This is a genomic window from Rhizobium sp. PEPV16 (assembly GCF_008919455.1).
Taxonomy (GTDB): Bacteria; Pseudomonadota; Alphaproteobacteria; order Rhizobiales; family Rhizobiaceae; genus Rhizobium; species Rhizobium leguminosarum_Q.
Map to the genome: position 1 here is coordinate 1 of NZ_VSZV01000229.1, position 15,491 is coordinate 15,491.

18 protein-coding genes are annotated in these 15,491 nt (G+C 59.7%); 11 read left to right on the forward strand and 7 right to left on the reverse strand.

What is annotated here, in order from left to right; all coding sequences use genetic code 11:
- Positions 1–147 precede the first annotated feature (147 nt).
- From FY112_RS07800 to FY112_RS07815, 4 genes are all read right to left on the reverse strand, one after another.
- Entirely contained in the window at positions 148–954 is an 807-nt protein-coding gene (locus FY112_RS07800; RefSeq protein WP_017959873.1) for a hypothetical protein, read from the reverse strand.
- Between the two features lie 310 nt (positions 955–1,264).
- Positions 1,265–1,780 carry a GNAT family N-acetyltransferase gene (locus FY112_RS07805; protein ID WP_151518106.1) on the reverse strand — a complete coding sequence of 172 codons (516 nt, stop codon included), beginning with the start codon at positions 1,778–1,780 and terminating at the stop codon, positions 1,265–1,267.
- A gap of 27 nt (positions 1,781–1,807) precedes the next feature.
- The gene (locus FY112_RS07810) at positions 1,808–2,311 is read right to left on the reverse strand and encodes a cupin domain-containing protein (RefSeq protein WP_131630093.1); all 504 of its coding nucleotides are present in this window, start codon (positions 2,309–2,311) and stop codon (positions 1,808–1,810) included.
- A gap of 204 nt (positions 2,312–2,515) precedes the next feature.
- A complete protein-coding gene (locus tag FY112_RS07815; RefSeq protein ID WP_072638854.1) occupies positions 2,516–2,875 on the reverse strand; it encodes a hypothetical protein in 360 nt (119 codons plus the stop codon).
- A 347-nt stretch (positions 2,876–3,222) separates the two neighbouring features.
- Here FY112_RS07815 and ribH point away from each other — a divergent pair, with 347 nt between their 5' ends.
- The 3 genes from ribH (at position 3,223) to FY112_RS07830 (ending at position 6,501) form a co-directional block, all read left to right on the forward strand.
- Positions 3,223–3,678, forward strand: coding sequence for a 6,7-dimethyl-8-ribityllumazine synthase (ribH, locus tag FY112_RS07820; RefSeq protein WP_151518107.1), 456 nt, complete (start codon positions 3,223–3,225; stop codon positions 3,676–3,678).
- A gap of 3 nt (positions 3,679–3,681) precedes the next feature.
- Positions 3,682–4,164 (forward strand): transcription antitermination factor NusB, encoded by a 483-nt coding sequence (gene nusB / locus FY112_RS07825; protein WP_131630094.1) that lies wholly within the window; start codon positions 3,682–3,684, stop codon positions 4,162–4,164.
- Positions 4,165–4,362: 198 nt separating this feature from the next.
- A complete protein-coding gene (locus FY112_RS07830; RefSeq protein ID WP_026158620.1) occupies positions 4,363–6,501 on the forward strand; it encodes a sodium-translocating pyrophosphatase in 2,139 nt (712 codons plus the stop codon).
- Positions 6,502–6,594: 93 nt separating this feature from the next.
- Here the strand turns inward: FY112_RS07830 and FY112_RS07835 are convergent, their stop codons facing one another.
- Positions 6,595–7,128, reverse strand: coding sequence for an outer membrane protein assembly factor BamE (locus FY112_RS07835; RefSeq protein ID WP_012756899.1), 534 nt, complete (start codon positions 7,126–7,128; stop codon positions 6,595–6,597).
- Positions 7,129–7,266: 138 nt separating this feature from the next.
- Here FY112_RS07835 and FY112_RS07840 point away from each other — a divergent pair, with 138 nt between their 5' ends.
- The 6 genes from FY112_RS07840 to FY112_RS07865 all read left to right on the forward strand — a co-directional run bounded on the left by FY112_RS07840 (position 7,267) and on the right by FY112_RS07865 (position 11,760).
- Entirely contained in the window at positions 7,267–7,923 is a 657-nt protein-coding gene (locus FY112_RS07840; protein WP_017959880.1) for a ubiquinol-cytochrome C chaperone family protein, read from the forward strand.
- Positions 7,924–7,934: 11 nt separating this feature from the next.
- Entirely contained in the window at positions 7,935–8,489 is a 555-nt protein-coding gene (locus FY112_RS07845) for a DUF177 domain-containing protein (protein WP_017959881.1), read from the forward strand.
- A gap of 98 nt (positions 8,490–8,587) precedes the next feature.
- Positions 8,588–9,634 carry a phosphate acyltransferase PlsX gene (gene plsX, locus FY112_RS07850; protein ID WP_026158621.1) on the forward strand — a complete coding sequence of 349 codons (1,047 nt, stop codon included), beginning with the start codon at positions 8,588–8,590 and terminating at the stop codon, positions 9,632–9,634.
- Positions 9,635–9,654: 20 nt separating this feature from the next.
- Positions 9,655–10,626 (forward strand): beta-ketoacyl-ACP synthase III, encoded by a 972-nt coding sequence (locus FY112_RS07855; protein ID WP_012756903.1) that lies wholly within the window; start codon positions 9,655–9,657, stop codon positions 10,624–10,626.
- Positions 10,627–10,731: 105 nt separating this feature from the next.
- Positions 10,732–11,070 (forward strand): integration host factor subunit alpha, encoded by a 339-nt coding sequence (locus FY112_RS07860; RefSeq protein WP_003547228.1) that lies wholly within the window; start codon positions 10,732–10,734, stop codon positions 11,068–11,070.
- A gap of 150 nt (positions 11,071–11,220) precedes the next feature.
- The gene (locus FY112_RS07865; protein ID WP_017959884.1) at positions 11,221–11,760 is read left to right on the forward strand and encodes a MerR family transcriptional regulator; all 540 of its coding nucleotides are present in this window, start codon (positions 11,221–11,223) and stop codon (positions 11,758–11,760) included.
- 9 nt (positions 11,761–11,769) lie between these two features.
- Here FY112_RS07865 and FY112_RS07870 read toward each other — a convergent pair whose 3' ends face one another.
- Positions 11,770–12,117: a response regulator gene (locus FY112_RS07870; RefSeq protein WP_017959885.1), complete on the reverse strand. Its 348-nt coding sequence runs from the start codon at positions 12,115–12,117 to the stop codon at positions 11,770–11,772.
- Between the two features lie 375 nt (positions 12,118–12,492).
- Between FY112_RS07870 and FY112_RS07875 the strand changes: the two genes are divergently transcribed.
- Positions 12,493–14,139, forward strand: coding sequence for an ATP-binding protein (locus FY112_RS07875; protein ID WP_017959886.1), 1,647 nt, complete (start codon positions 12,493–12,495; stop codon positions 14,137–14,139).
- Between the two features lie 40 nt (positions 14,140–14,179).
- Here the strand turns inward: FY112_RS07875 and FY112_RS07880 are convergent, their stop codons facing one another.
- A complete protein-coding gene (locus FY112_RS07880; protein WP_017959887.1) occupies positions 14,180–14,494 on the reverse strand; it encodes a DUF1236 domain-containing protein in 315 nt (104 codons plus the stop codon).
- A gap of 325 nt (positions 14,495–14,819) precedes the next feature.
- Between FY112_RS07880 and bcsN the strand changes: the two genes are divergently transcribed.
- Positions 14,820–15,491 (forward strand): cellulose biosynthesis protein BcsN (gene bcsN, locus FY112_RS07885; RefSeq protein ID WP_151518108.1); only part of this gene is annotated, 672 nt, incomplete at its 3' end.

Genomic DNA, 15,491 nt, shown 5'->3' on the forward strand with positions numbered 1-15,491 from the left:
CGCTGTAGCACTTTGAATCGCTGCATAATTTTGTCCTTAAATCGATTCCGATTTAAGGAATTATGCAATAGCCAGCTTTGCTCGCTCAGCCGCTTCTGCTGCCAGTATCGCAAAGACTTGCGATTCTACGTTTGGGATTGCCTCGGTTTATACGCCGGTTCTATAGACACCATCGTTCGATACGGTAGCCATATCTCCGAACAAGAACCCAGGCAGGTTGTTGCCATAGAGCTCGGCCAACCGCTTGATTAGAAGATAGCTTCCCAGACGCTCCTGGCAAAATGAGATCGCACGTTTCTGCACGGGATCTTCGGCTTGAAACGGTTGATATCGTTTCGCAAATTCAAGAGACGGCGCCACAAGGCGCACAAAAGTATCCAGCCACCAGTCCGTCGGATATGTGCCGAGCTCAATGCCTCCAGGAACCAGAGTGCTGGAATTAAAAAAATGCAAAGCTTCGGCTTGCGGTAAAGTATTTGCTTCGACTGAAAACGCCGTATATCTGAAAAAGTCAACAATATTGTGGCAGCCTGCATAGTGATACGATATGTTATGGAGATTCAATGGACGAGGCAGAAAGAAACTCTCTGAAAAAAACGCCGGATTCTCTGGTCTTGTGATTTCTACTTCTTCTGAAGTTGCTATATTCATGCCGGGATATTCGGGATTCGGCGTTCCGATGTTTAGTCTTGTTAAAAATTTACGATACTGCCAGATGGTAATGTTGCGAGGTTTTACAGTTTCTTCCGAAACGACTTTCGCGATGACTAGCGTTCCCAGCGATCCTGACAATTTCGCGTGAATCTCCTCCGGCTCGCTGAAAAAATCATAGCCGGCAATGACATCCATTCCCTTGTTTTCCAAAGGAGGCTTAGAATTGAGCCATATGATTTTCGCGCCCTCGGGAGGAGGGTAGCTCGGCAAATCCTTATGGCAAACAATGAAAACGGTCATATTTGTGATCAGCCTCTTATGGATGGGGAGTTTCTGCCGGCTGCAATTACCACGCGGCTCGCCCGTCAATGCTTAGTTGTGTCAAGGTGGCGGACGTCAGGATTCCAAGCGTTTCTGCCTCTTGTCAGCGACTCTAAAGCGCGTTCCTTGCGCGTAGCAGGTGCGAAGTCCGGACCCATCCGGGGATGAAGTCGGGTGCTGCAAGCTGAGGTCGTCGATATCCTTTTGCTTAAGCTTGCAGTTGGCGATATCGGCAAATGTCAGCAAGCCCGCAATGGCGCGCGCTATGTTGCCCGCTTGGTGGAATTCCCTACCGCGAAAACTGAATGATCTCGCCGTTGTACTGCGTGCGTGCCGTCTCGCGGAAGCCGAGCTTGGCTGCGACCCGCAGCGAGGCCTGGTTCTCGGGGCTGATGATGCAGCTCATCGGTTTTCCGGGAAAATGCATTTCCGCCCAGCCGATCAGGACGGTCAGCGCCTCGGTGGCATAACCGCGGCCGTGTGCCGAAGGCATCAGCGCCCAGCCGACCTCCATCGTCCCCTCGATAGACGGTTCCATCTCGCGGCGGGCTTCGAGGAAGCCCGCTTCACCGATGAACCGGCCGCTCTCCTTTTCTACGATCGCGAGAAAGCCGAAGCCCATATGGTGCCACATGCCGGCAACGCGCAGCATGCGGCTCCAGCTCTGCTCGCGCGTCGATGGCGCGCCGGTGATGAAGCGCACGACATCCTCGTCCGCCCACAGCGCTGCATGCGCGTCTAAATCGTCGAGGCGGTGAGGGCGAAGCTTCAGACGCGCCGTTTCGAGGGTCGGAATGTCGATCACGATGGGTCCTTGTGAAAAAACACGTCCTCAGGCGCCGGGCTCGCCGTCCCAATAGTCGAGGTCGCCTTCCCGCCGCCCGATGTGGCGGAAGCGCCTGGCTTCTGTACCGTCTCTATTCGTCTTGGCAAGGAACTTTCCGGAATCGGGATATTCGACGATCTCGGTCTTCGCCATCGTCGAAATGCCGAGATAGACGAGTGTGGCCGTGCCGGTGTTGATGATCTGGTGCGCCGTTTCCGGTCCGCCGGCCGGCGCGCCGAGCACGTCGCCCGCCTTGATCGCATGGCGCGCATCGCCGAAGCGGTATTCGCCGGTACCGGCGATCACATAGAAAAGCTCGTCTTCGACGTGATGGTTGTGGAAGGGGCAGCCGGATTTGCCGGGCGGTACCTCGTTGTAGCTGACGCCCAGACCGGCCAGGCCGAGAAGCGGGCCGAAAGAGGTGTCGGTGCTCTCATAGAGCTCGCCCTGTGTCCAGTGGTCGAGCTTGAGATCGGCGGTATTGATCGCCGCTTTTGCTTCCGTCGTCATGATGGTCCTCCTGTTGCAGGAGGAGAAACTATCATCGCGCCGGAAAATTCAATGCTTATCTCGGAAATCCCCGGCATGGGCGGAGAGGAGCCCGCCGCCCATGCTTTGAGCGCCGAGCGTGCAATACGCTAAGACGCTCTATCGCTTCCAATCCCACGCATAGCCCAAAAATCGATCCGATTTTCGGGGTATGCGCTGGAGCCGTCAACGAACGTAGAAGGTGAAGCTCCCATCGGCCGCCTGCTCGGCATTGACGACATTGCGAATATTGACACCCTCATTGTTGAGCCGGTGGGCAAGCGACTTGTTGGCGTCGATCGAGGCCTGGATGCCGCGGATAGCCTGGCCGGAGCGTTGCGGTGCGGAGTGTGGGCCGCTCGTCTCGTCGTCGAAGTTGCGCCAGTTGTAAACCTCCTGGACATTGAAGTCATTGCCCTGGTAGCTCCTGAGCGTCTGCTCGATGCCTTGAGGGGTGTTCATCCCAAGGCTTTCGGCCCGGCTGACGCCGGCAAAGGCGAGGGAGGAGAGGGTTGCAGCGATAGTGATGGTGAGAACGCGGTGCATGATTTGTATCCTTTCATCTGCTTAGACGGTCGGCTGTCGTTGCAGGGGATCGTCTGCGTCACGACATGGAATTGGCGTTCTCCCATTCGCGATTCAATGGGTTAAGCCACTGAAAATCCATTAAGAATTGTTCATGAAAACTGCCTTCGAATTGCCGCTTTCCAGGCGTCCGGGAAAGCTGATTTCAGAGGCCTGCCCAGCCGTGCATACAGGGCGCGGCTATCCCCTTGCAGATATTTCCTCTTTCCCATTGCGGCATCGGGCGAAATTGCTTGCCATTCGGACGAAGGCATGTTTTGACCGCGGGCTGCCGAGCGGGTAAATGTCCCGCCAACCGAAGGTGAACCATGTCGAGAGAGACCGCTCCCCATATTTTGATCGTCGAGGCCCGCTTCTACGACGACATGGCCGACTCCCTGCTCGAAGGCGCGACCTTCGCATTGACGGAGGCCGGCGCCACCTTCGAGGTCGTCACCGTTCCCGGTGCACTGGAAATTCCGGCGGCGATTGCCATGTCGCTTGATGGAGACGACAATGGCGGAACGCATTACGACGGCTATGTCGCCCTTGGCATGGTCATTCGCGGCGAGACCTATCACTTCGATATCGTGTCGAACGAATCCTCGCGCGCCTTGATGGATCTTGCGGTCAGCGAGTCCCTTGCCATCGGCAATGGCATCCTGACCGTCGAAAACGACGAGCAGGCCTGGACGCGCGTGCGCCGCTCGGAAAAGGACAAGGGCGGATTTGCCGCTCGTGCAGCTCTGACCATGATCGAGCTGAAGCAGAAACTGGGTGCATAACGAATGAACGACGACAAGACGGAACGGCCGGTCAAGACTGCGAACCAGCGGGGCGCTGCCCGTCTTGCTGCCGTTCAGGCACTGTATCAGATGGATGTCGGCGGCACGGGCGTTCTGGAGATCGTGGCTGAATACGAGGCGCACCGTCTTGGTCAGGAAATCGATGGCGAGACTTATCTGAAAGCCGATGCAGCCTGGTTCCGTTCCATCGTCTCCGGTGTCGTGCGCGATCAGGTCCGCCTCGATCCGCTGATTGCCGCAGCTCTGCAGGATGATTGGGCCTTGTCGCGCCTTGACAGCACTGTGCGCGCCATCCTGCGCGCCGGCGTTTTCGAGATCACCGACCGCAAGGACGTGCCGGTGGCGGTCATCGTCACCGAATATGTCGAGATCGCCCAGGCCTTCTTCGACGACGACGAGCCGAAGCTCGTCAATGCCGTGCTCGACCGCATCGCAAAGCAGGTTCGCGGCGAGGCGAACAAGTAAGTCTTTAGCCGCCAAACAATCCCCCTACGTCTTTCTTCGTACCGCAATGGTTTTCGCCCGTTGCGGTCTTGACGCCACGTGATCGACCAAGCAATCTCCGCACCGCTTAGCTGTGGCATTTCTGTGGAGAGGAAGGCGATTCGGCGGCGTATCTGCCGGAGAAGGAGTGAGCTCCGGCCTATGGGAGGAAAGAGCGAAATGACGATTCTTTTATGCGTAATCGCATGCGGTCTGCTCTCGGTGGTTTATGCCGCCTGGGCAACCCGGTCGGTGCTTGCCGCCGATCAGGGCAACAGCCGCATGCAGGAGATCGCGGGCTATATCCGCGAAGGTGCGCAAGCCTATCTGACGCGCCAGTACAGAACCATTGCCATTGTCGGGGTTGTTGTTTTCATTTTAGCCTGGCTGCTTCTTTCCGGCGAGGCCGCGATCGGCTTCCTGATTGGCGCCGTGCTTTCCGGTGCTGCCGGTTTCATCGGCATGCACGTCTCCGTCCGCGCCAATGTGCGCACCGCTCAGGCAGCTTCCGTGAGCCTTTCCGCCGGCCTCGACATCGCCTTCAAGTCGGGTGCGATTACCGGCATGCTGGTGGCTGGCTTAGCGCTGCTTGGAGTATCCATCTACTATACGGTCTTGACCATCGGGCTCGGCCATGAGAGCGGCTCGCGCGAAGTCATCGATGCGCTGGTGGCGCTCGGCTTCGGCGCGTCGCTGATCTCGATCTTCGCCCGTCTCGGCGGCGGCATCTTCACCAAGGGCGCCGATGTCGGCGGCGATCTCGTCGGCAAGGTGGAAGCCGGCATTCCCGAAGACGATCCGCGCAACCCGGCAACGATCGCCGATAACGTCGGCGACAATGTCGGCGACTGCGCCGGCATGGCTGCCGACCTTTTCGAAACCTATGCGGTCTCGGTCGTCGCCACCATGGTTCTCGCCGCGATCTTCTTTGCCGGCGCGCCGATCCTCCAGTCTGCGATGGTCTATCCGCTGGCAATCTGCGGCGCCTGCATCATCACCTCGATCATCGGCACCTTCTTCGTCAAGCTCGGCTCGAACGGCTCGATCATGGGCGCTCTCTACAAGGGCCTCATCGTCACCGGCCTGCTGTCGATCGTCGGCCTTGGCGCTGCCACCTCGCTCACCATCGGCTGGGGATCGATCGGCTCCGTCGGAGGCGCCGACATATCAGGCGCGAACCTCTTCTTCTGCGGCATCATCGGCCTCGTCGTCACCGCGCTGATCGTCGTGATCACTGAATATTATACCGGCACGGGCAAGCGCCCGGTCGTCTCGATCGCCCAGGCCTCGGTCACCGGTCACGGCACCAATGTCATCCAGGGCCTGGCCGTTTCGCTGGAATCGACGGCACTGCCGGCGATCGTCATCGTTGGCGGAATTCTCGCCACTTATCAGCTCGGCGGCCTGTTCGGCACCGGCATTGCGGTCACGGCCATGCTCGGCATCGCCGGAATGATCGTCGCGCTCGACGCGTTCGGACCGGTGACCGACAACGCCGGCGGTATCGCCGAAATGGCGCATCTGCCGCCGGAGGTGCGTAAATCCACGGATGCGCTCGATGCCGTCGGCAATACGACCAAGGCCGTGACCAAGGGCTACGCCATCGGTTCTGCCGGTCTCGGCGCCCTGGTGCTCTTCGCAGCCTACTCCTATGACCTCAAATATTTTGCGGCGAATGGCGACAAGTTCCCTTATTTTGCCGGCATCGGTGAAATTTCCTTCGATCTTTCCAACCCTTACGTGGTGGCGGGATTGATCTTCGGAGGTCTCATCCCCTACCTCTTCGGTGGCATCGCCATGACCGCCGTCGGCCGCGCGGCCGGCGCGATCGTCGAGGAAGTCCGCCGTCAGTTCAAGGAAAAGCCCGGCATCATGCAGGGCACGGAAAAGCCGGATTACGGCAGGGCGGTCGACATTCTGACCAAGGCCGCCATCCGCGAGATGATCGTGCCGTCGCTGCTGCCGGTGCTGGCGCCGATCGTCGTCTATTTCGGCGTGCTTCTCATCTCCGGCTCCAAGGCCTCCGCCTTTGCCGCCCTCGGCGCATCGCTGCTCGGCGTCATCATCAACGGCCTCTTCGTCGCCATCTCGATGACATCGGGCGGTGGCGCCTGGGACAATGCCAAGAAGAGCTTCGAAGACGGTTTCGTCGACAAGGACGGCGTGCGTCACATGAAGGGTTCGGATGCGCACAAGGCTTCCGTCACCGGCGATACGGTCGGCGACCCCTACAAGGATACCGCCGGCCCCGCTGTCAACCCGGCGATCAAGATCACCAACATCGTCGCGCTGCTGCTGCTCGCCGTTCTCGCCGGATGAGGCATGCCGCCCGGCTCGGCGCGGCAACGAACAGCGACCACGAAAAACCCCGCCGGAGTGATCCGGCGGGGTTTTCGTATAAGGCGTATCCGATCAGCGCAGGCTGCTTGGGTTCTGCGGCGTGCCGCCAGCACCACCGCCGAACAGGCTGCGGGCAGCACTCGCGGCGCTGCCGCCGGAAAGCATCTGTTGCAGGAAGGTGAGTTCCTTGCCGCCGGTCGGCGTGACGCGCCCGATCGTGTCGAACACCTTGCCATCCTGCAGCGCATAGTTGGCGCGGCGGCTGACGACGCCGTCCTTGTCGAAATAGATCGCCAGAACGCTCTGATCGACGACCTTCAGTTTCTGGAAGGCGACCGCACGCGTGCGCCGCTGCGAGATGTAGTAGAAGACTTCGCCGTCGAAGGTCGCCGTCGTCGACGGGGTGCCGAGCGAAAGCAGCACCTGCTCGCGGCTGGAGCCTTCCGGAACGAGGTTCAGCGACTGCTGGTCGGCGACGTAGCCGCCGTTGAGAACGGTGCTGGTCTGGCAACCGGAGAGAGCGGTAGTGGAGGCAATTATGAGGGCAATGGCCGCATTGCTGAAGAATTTCATGTCAGACTTGAAATACCGTTTCTTCAACGACATCTACTCCCTGTGAGTGTCGATAGCAGCCATTCTGGGCCTTGCACGCTTTACCTCCTGCAAAACCATTGTGGCCATTCCGGGTCGAATTTCCCGAATTCGCTTCGCTGACGCGTCGAAGGCGTCGTCCAGAAACTGGCCATGATCGGCATTGCAATTCGCGCCTGCTTCGGTAAACCAGCTTTCGAAATCATGCAACAAGGCCAGACGCCAGCCGGCATGAAGAATGAGGCATTTCCGGAAAAAACAATGATCCTCGGGCTCTTCCGCAAGAAAAACAACAATCAGGCGATCGTCGACAGGCAATATGCGGCGTTGGCGGCGGCCGCGCGCATGCCGGAACTCTACGAGCGGCTCAATGTGCCAGATACGGTCATGGGCCGTTTCGAGATGCTGTCGATAGTCATGATCCTGTTTTTTCGCCGCACCCGTGCTTCCGCCACCAGCGGCCAGGAGATCGCCCAGGAGATCGTCGACGCTTTCTTCCAGGATATCGACTATTCGATCCGCGAACTCGGCATCGGCGACAACAGTGTGCCGAAGCGGATGAAGAAGCTCGCCGGTATGTTCTACGGCCGGCTCGAAGCCTATTCGAAGGCGATGGACACAGGCGATGCCGAAGCCCTCGCTCTTGCCCTTCAGCGCAATATTTATCCCGAAACCGCGACGCCGGCCGATATGTCCGGTCTCGCCGGGTGGATGATGGCCGCAGAATCGCATCTGTCCGCCGTTGCCGAAGAGGTAATCGCCACCGGTTCGGCAACGCTGCCGCCGGTCGCCTGCCAACCGGTCACCTGAAGGAGGAAACGATGCAGAATGATCGGGACGATGTTCCCTTCTCCTATCAAGTCAAGGTCGGCCACATCTCGGCCAACCCCGTCGAGGTCCATGTCGAGGCCGATGCCAGCGAACTGAAGGCGCTTGCCCGGACCTGGAACGTCGTCTCCGTCGACGATCTCAGCGCCGATCTGCAGATTGCCCGCTGGAAGCGCGACGGCGTGCGCATCAAGGGCCGCGTGCAGGCGAAGATTGTCCAGTCCTGCGTCGTGACGCTGGAGCCGGTCGAATCCGCCATCGACGAGAGCTTCGAGCAGATCTTCGTGCCGGAGGGCTCCAAGCTTGCCCGTCAGGCCGGCAACGACGCCGGCGAGATGCTGCTCGATCCCGACGGTCCTGATCTGCCCGAGAACTTTGTCGGCGATACGATCGACGCCGGCGAGGTGGTTGCCGAATTCGCCGCTCTGGCGATCGATCCCTATCCGCGCAAGCCGGGTATCGAATTCGCCGGCCATGTCGAAGACAGCGGCGAAGACGACAAAAAGCCCTCCGCTTTCGCGGCTCTCAAGGACTGGAAAAAGGACTGAAGCCCCTCTGGCATTTGACACAATTCAGTTGTAAGCGACGCCAAAACCGGTATTTTGGCCGAGATTTCGCCCTCGGCGAAAAGAAGGATCAGGGACGCGTGATCAGAATATCTCTCGACCTCATGGGTGGCGACTTTGGTCCCCAGGTTGTCATCCCCGGCGCCGCCAAGGCGTTGGATCGGCATCCGGATATTTCCTTCGTTCTCTATGGTCTCAAGGAACAGTGCGATCCGGTTCTCGCCAAGTTTCCGAAGCTCAGGGAAAAATCGCTCTTTCACGACTGCGAGCTTGCCGTCGCTATGGATGAGAAGCCGAGCCAGGCGTTGCGCCGTGGCCGCTACATCTCCACCATGTGGCGTTCGATCGAGGCGGTGAAGACGGGTGACGCCGACGTCGCGGTCTCGGCCGGCAATACCGGCGCGCTGATGGCGATGGCGAAGTTCTGTCTGCGCACCATGGCCAATATCGAGCGTCCCGCGATCGCCGCGATCTGGCCGACGCTGAAGGGTGAGAGCATTGTGCTCGATGTCGGGGCGACGATCGGCGCCGATGCGCAGCAGCTGATGGATTTCGCCCTGATGGGCGGCGCCATGGCGCGCGCGCTTTTCGAGGTCGAACGTCCGACGGTCGGCCTTCTCAACGTCGGCGTCGAGGAGATGAAGGGCCAGGAGGAGGTCAAGGAGGCCGGTCGGCTGTTGCGCGAGGCGAACATCGATTCGCTCGAATATTCCGGCTTCGTCGAGGGCAACGACCTTGGCAAGGGCACGGTCGACGTTGTCGTCACCGAAGGCTTTTCCGGCAACATCGCGCTGAAGACCGCCGAAGGCACAGCCAAGCAGATCGGCGAATATCTGCGTGCCGCCATGTCGCGCACGCTGCTGGCCCGCATCGGCTACCTCTTTGCCAAAAGCGCCTTCGACATGCTTCGCGAGAAGCTCGATCCGAGCAAGGTCAATGGCGGCGTGTTTCTCGGCCTGAACGGCATCGTCATCAAGAGCCATGGCGGGGCGAATGCCGAAGGCATCGCAGCCGCCATCGAAGTCGGCTACGACATGGCCAAGAACGGCCTCAATCAGAAAATAGAAAACGATCTTAAGAAATATCATGCCAAGCGGCTGCCCCCGATGGGCCCGGAAGCGGCATGAGCGATGGGGTTCAATCAAAGATGATCCGTTCAGTGGTTCGCGGGTTCGGAGCCGCACTTCCGAAGCGCGTAATGACCAATCGTGACATGGAGGCCATCGTCGATACATCCGACGAATGGATCGTCCAGCGTACCGGCATCCGGCAGCGTTATGTCGCCGGTGATGACGAAACGACGGCGTCGCTGGGCGAGGCGGCGGCGCGCGCAGCGCTTGCCAATGGCGGCCTGACGCCTGCCGATATCGATCTTGTCATCTGCGCCACCTCGACGCCTGATAACACGTTTCCGGCGACGTCAGTCAACATCCAGAACCGGCTCGGCATGAGCCACGGCTTCGCCTTCGACGTCCAGGCCGTCTGCACCGGTTTCGTCTATGCGGTGACGACCGCGGATGCCTATATCCGCGGCGGGCTGGCAAAGCGCGTTCTCGTCATCGGCGCCGAAACTTTTTCGCGCATTCTCGACTGGAACGACCGCACCACCTGCGTGCTTTTCGGCGACGGCGCTGGCGCGATCATCCTCGAAGCGACAGAAGGCGAGGGTACCGTTAGCGATCGCGGCGTGCTGACCGCACATCTGCGTTCCGACGGCTCGCACAAGGAAAAGCTCTATGTAGATGGCGGCCCGTCGACGACGGGCACTGTCGGCAAGCTGCGCATGGAAGGCCGCGAGGTCTTCAAATACGCCGTCGGCATGATCACCGATGTTATCCAGGCGGCTTTCGATTCGACCGGCACCACAGCCGATGACCTCGACTGGCTGGTACCGCACCAGGCCAATCGCCGCATCATCGACGGTTCGGCGAAGAAGCTGAACATCGATGCCGCGAAGGTCGTCATCACCGTCGACCTGCACGGCAATACGTCGGCTGCCTCGATCCCGTTGGCACTTGCGACCGCTGCCGGCGACGGCCGCATCAAGAAGGGTGACCTGGTGATGCTCGAAGCGATGGGCGGCGGCTTTACCTGGGGTGCGGTTCTGCTGCGCTGGTAGGCACGAAACCTAAAAAACTGGCGGCGAACAAGAGCTTGACCGTAAGGCGCAAGACAAATACTCTTCGTGCGATTTCACAAAATATTTTGTATGGGCGGGGAAACCATGACCGGAAAAACAGTGACGCGAGCAGACCTGGCGGAATCCGTTTTCCGAAAGGTCGGGCTTTCCCGGACCGAATCTGCCGAACTGGTCGAAACCGTCATCGACGAGATCTGCAACGCCATCGTGCGTGGTGAAACCGTCAAGCTTTCCTCCTTCGCCACCTTCCAGGTGCGCGACAAGAACGAGCGGATCGGCCGCAACCCGAAGACCGGCGAGGAGGTTCCGATTTCCCCCCGCCGGGTCATGACCTTCAAGGCGTCGAACGTGTTGAAGACACGCATCCTCAAATCGCATGTCGCTCGCAAGATCAAGCTGAAGCCGCTGAATCCGGCTCCCTGATAATCGGCTTCCCGTTTCGGAAACGGCTTTTTTCTCTCTCGCGCTCTCCATCCTTGTGCGCAACGTCAAGACATGACTTGAATTGTCGGCGCCAAACCGTTGAAATATGATGAGTCGCCGTAGAATCGAGCCGCGAGGTCGCGTAGCAGCATGACGTTGGACAAGAGCCCCGATGCCTTTCGCACCATCAGCGAAGTCGCAGACGATCTTGATCTGCCGCAGCATGTGCTGCGCTTCTGGGAGACGCGGTTTCCCCAGATAAAGCCGATGAAGCGCGGCGGCGGCCGTCGCTACTATCGGCCGGAGGACGTGGACCTCCTCAAGGGCATCCGGCATTTGCTCTATGATCATGGCTATACGATCAAGGGTGTGCAGAAGCTTCTGAAGACCAATGGCAACAAGTTCGTCATATCGGTCGGCCATGGCGACCTCGCCAGCGTCGAGGCGCTTGCGTCGGGCGTGCAGGACACGGGTGCCGGGGAACCGCGCGTCGGCATGGCTGACGAAGACCAGATCGTCGGCCGCGCCAAGCCGCCGATCACCCGCCGGTTCTTCAATTTCGTCGCCGGAGACGACGAGCAGGAAGTCTCGATCGGCAAATCGAGCATTGGCAAGGAAGACAGGGCGCTGCTGCAGGAGGCGCTCTACGACCTCCTGGAATGCAAGCGTCTGCTCGATCAGGTGCGCTGAACAGGAAAGTCAGGCTTCGGTAAGCCGCTTCATCGCCTGTTCGAGTTCGCTGAGCTGGAAGGGTTTTTGCAGCACGGGCAGCGTGCTTGGGCTGCTGCCATCAGGCGGCGTGCCGTATCCCGTCGCATAGAGATAGGGTTTTCCGCGTTCGTCGAGCAGCTTTGCGACCGGCAACGAACTCTGCCCGGCAAGCGAGACATCGAGAATTGCAGCGTCGAACTCCGTATCCCTGGCGGCTGTCAGCGCTCGTTCCAGGTCGGGCGCGCTGGCGCAGACCCGGTAGCCGAGATCGGCAAGCATGTCCTCAAGCAGCATGGCAATCAGCGCGTCGTCTTCGACGATGAATATGTCTTTCATGATCCCGTTCACCCATTGCCCCTTGCTAAAGCATGTCGCGCAAAAGTGTGCTGCGGTTTTGCGATAACGACATGCGTAAAAACAAAGATCTAAAGCGCAAGGAGCGAATCTGAAAGATTGCGACACGCTTTAGGCATGAGGTTTATGTGGCCGCTTGCACGGCTCGTCAAGACGTCGTGGCCGGCAGTGCGAGAAACAGCATATTGCCGGTTGAAATTCGATATGCAAAAGCTGGAGTGCCGTCTCCGCAACGGCTCCTGCATAATTTCCTTAAATCGGAATCGATTTATGAATAAATTATGCAGCAATTCAAAGCGTTGCAGCGTCTTTTGCGGCTCTCGAAAAGACGCGCGGTGCTGTAAGAAGGGGTGTCGAATGGATTTGCTGAGTGCCACGGATTGGCTGCGTCACAGGCCAGGTTTTACATATCCGCTGGCCATTGCCTTCGTTGGCCTGACGTTTCTTCTGAGGCTTGCCGCCAGCGACACTCTCTCCGGGTTTCCCTTCCTGAGCTTTCTTCCGGCGATACTGCTCGCGAGTTTCATAGGCGGCGCCGGGCCGGGCGTTGTCGCGACCTTGGTTGCCGGTTTCATTGTCCAGCAGTTTTTCGTCGAGCCGTATGGTGTTTTCTGGCCGGCCACCGCCGGCCAATGGGTCGGCCTTTCCACCTATCTCATCAATGCGGTGATCACCGTTGGATTGATGGAGATGATCATCATTGCCCACGGCAGGCAGAGCCGCCTCCGCAGCGAGCTCAACAGCTTCAACACGCGCCTCGAACAGACAGTGGCCCAGCGCACTGCCGAGCTCAGGCACGAGATGGAGGAGAATGCCGCCGCTCAAGCGCAGGTCCGCCAGTTGCAGAAGATGGAAACCATCGGCCAACTGACCGGCGGTGTCGCCCATGATTTCAACAACATGCTGGCAATCATCATCGGCAACCTCGATCTCGCCCAGCGGCGCCTGACCGGAAGCGAAGATCCCCGCCTGCTATACTCCATCCAGAATGCCAGGGACGGTGCGCAGAGAGCGGCAGTGCTGACCGCGCGTCTTCTCGCCTTTTCGCGCCAGCAGCCGCTCGCCCCGGAGGTGATCGACCTCAACAAGCTGGTCGGCGGCATGTCGGAGCTGCTGCGGCGTACGCTCGGCGAGCACATCCGGATCGAGACCGTGCTTGCCGGCGGCCTTTGGCCGAGCTTCGCCGATTTGAGCCAGCTCGAGAATGCCATCCTGAACCTTGCCGTCAACGCCCGCGACGCCATGCCGGGCGGCGGAAATCTGACGATCGAGACCGCCAATACCGAACTCGACGAGCGATATTCGCGCATGCATTCGGAGGTCGAAGCAGGTCAATATGTGATGATCAGCATCACCGACACCGGCACCGGCATGTCGCCGGAGGTGATCGAACGCGCCTTCGACCCGTTCTACACGACCAAGGGACCCGGCAAAGGCACAGGTCTCGGCCTCAGCCAGGTCTACGGCTACATCAAGCAGAGCGGCGGCCACATTAAGATCTATTCGGAGATCGACAGGGGTACGACGTTGAAGATCTATCTCCCCCGTCATGTCGGCACGGCGGGTGCCCGGTTGAACGTCGCCGGCGCCCAGCCGCTTCCTCAGGGCAGCGTCAAAGATACGATCCTGGTGGTGGAGGACGATGAGAACGTCCGCACCATGACTGCCGAAAGCCTGCATGAACTCGGTTACACCGTGTTGCAGGCCGCTAGCGGCATGGAGGCGCTTATGCTTCTGGAGCAGAATGCGGCAGTCGACCTGATCTTCACCGATATCGTCATGCCGCAGATGAGCGGACGCCAGCTTGCCGATATCGTCCAGGAAAAATGGCCGACGATCCGGATCCTCTACACGACGGGTTACACCCGCAATGCCATCGTCCACAATGGTGTGCTCGATCACGGCGTTTCCCTGCTTGCCAAGCCCTTCAGCCTGGAGCAGCTCGCTCACAAGATCCGCGAACTTCTGAATGTCGCGGTGAGGGTGGGAGACGAGCGGATGTGAAGCCGGGATACAGCCGCACGTCCGCAATTCTCTGTCCGCGTTATTCCAGGACCTGGATGATGCGATGGGTCTTCGGTTCGACGATCACGCGCCGCTCGTTGACGACCGTATAGCCGTAGCCGTCGATATCAGGCACGGTATGCACTTCGACGGTATCGGGCAGCGTCGCGCCGACCGCGATATCGCCATCATAGACGGCGGAAGGTGTGTTTTGCTCCATCACATAGGTGCGCACCTCGCCGGGCAATACGACGGAGCCGGTCGGTGCGGGATCGGTGACGATGACGGTGCTCTGCGCGAAGGCGGCAGCGCTGATGGTCAGCATGGCGGCCGCAGCCAGCATGGTCTTGCGCATGGGATTTCTCCTTTTCCTACCTGAGACATCAAGGCAACGCGGGCCATGCGGCATAGTTCCCCGCGGGCTTTTCGCGACAGCAGTAACAGACGCAATGAGAGTATTTAAGTTGGTACTAAATTAATTTTTGCATCATACGGTTGAGCTGTCTGAACAGCGTTCGAAAAGAGTGCAGATGGTGATGTTAGAGCTCGCTTGTTTACTTTTCGCTAACCATGTTGGACGTTTATTCTGAACGGACGACCAACCGGTCGTTGATTCGACGATCCGTCGCGTTTCGGCTTGCGAATGGATCTCTAGAAAGACGATTGCGGCGGCCCGAGACATGCGCTTGCGAAAGACGATATTGCTGGTGGCCGTGGCGGGCATGATGGCCGGCTGCACATCGACAGGCGGTGTGCGCCAGCCTTCCGCGCCGGAAACCGTGGCACCTGAAAAGGCGCTGGTCCTGCCGCCGCCGGGCGGCCCGTCGATCGTCAGCGTCGTCGAGCGCAAACGTGGCAACGGCGTCGAGCAGACGATCTCGCTGTTTACCTCATCCTCCGTGCCCGGTCAGAATTCCCTGAAGGTCCAGTTCTTCGGCGGTTCCGGAGCCAATCCCGGCGCCGGCAATGCCGGCTTCAGCAAGATCAACGCGAGCGGCATTGCCCGCGAGGTGGCCCGTTCGGCCCCGGGCGTGCCGATGGCGACCTCGGCGACCTTCCTGCAGAACGCCTATGGCCCCTTCGGTTATGCCTCCGGCCGCAGCCGTGCCGGCGACACCTGCCTCTATGCCTGGCAGCAGATCCGCTCGAGCACCAACGCCAATACCCAGGCGCGGAATTTCGGCATGATCCAGCTGCGCCTGCGTCTCTGCGATGCGAGAGCGAGCGAGCGCCAGCTGCTTGGCATCGTCTATGGCTACACCGTCACCGGCACCTTCGACGGCGAGATCTGGAACCCTTACGGCAATCCGCCGCCCGCCGACGTGGCGCTCGGGCGCACCGGCGCGCCGATC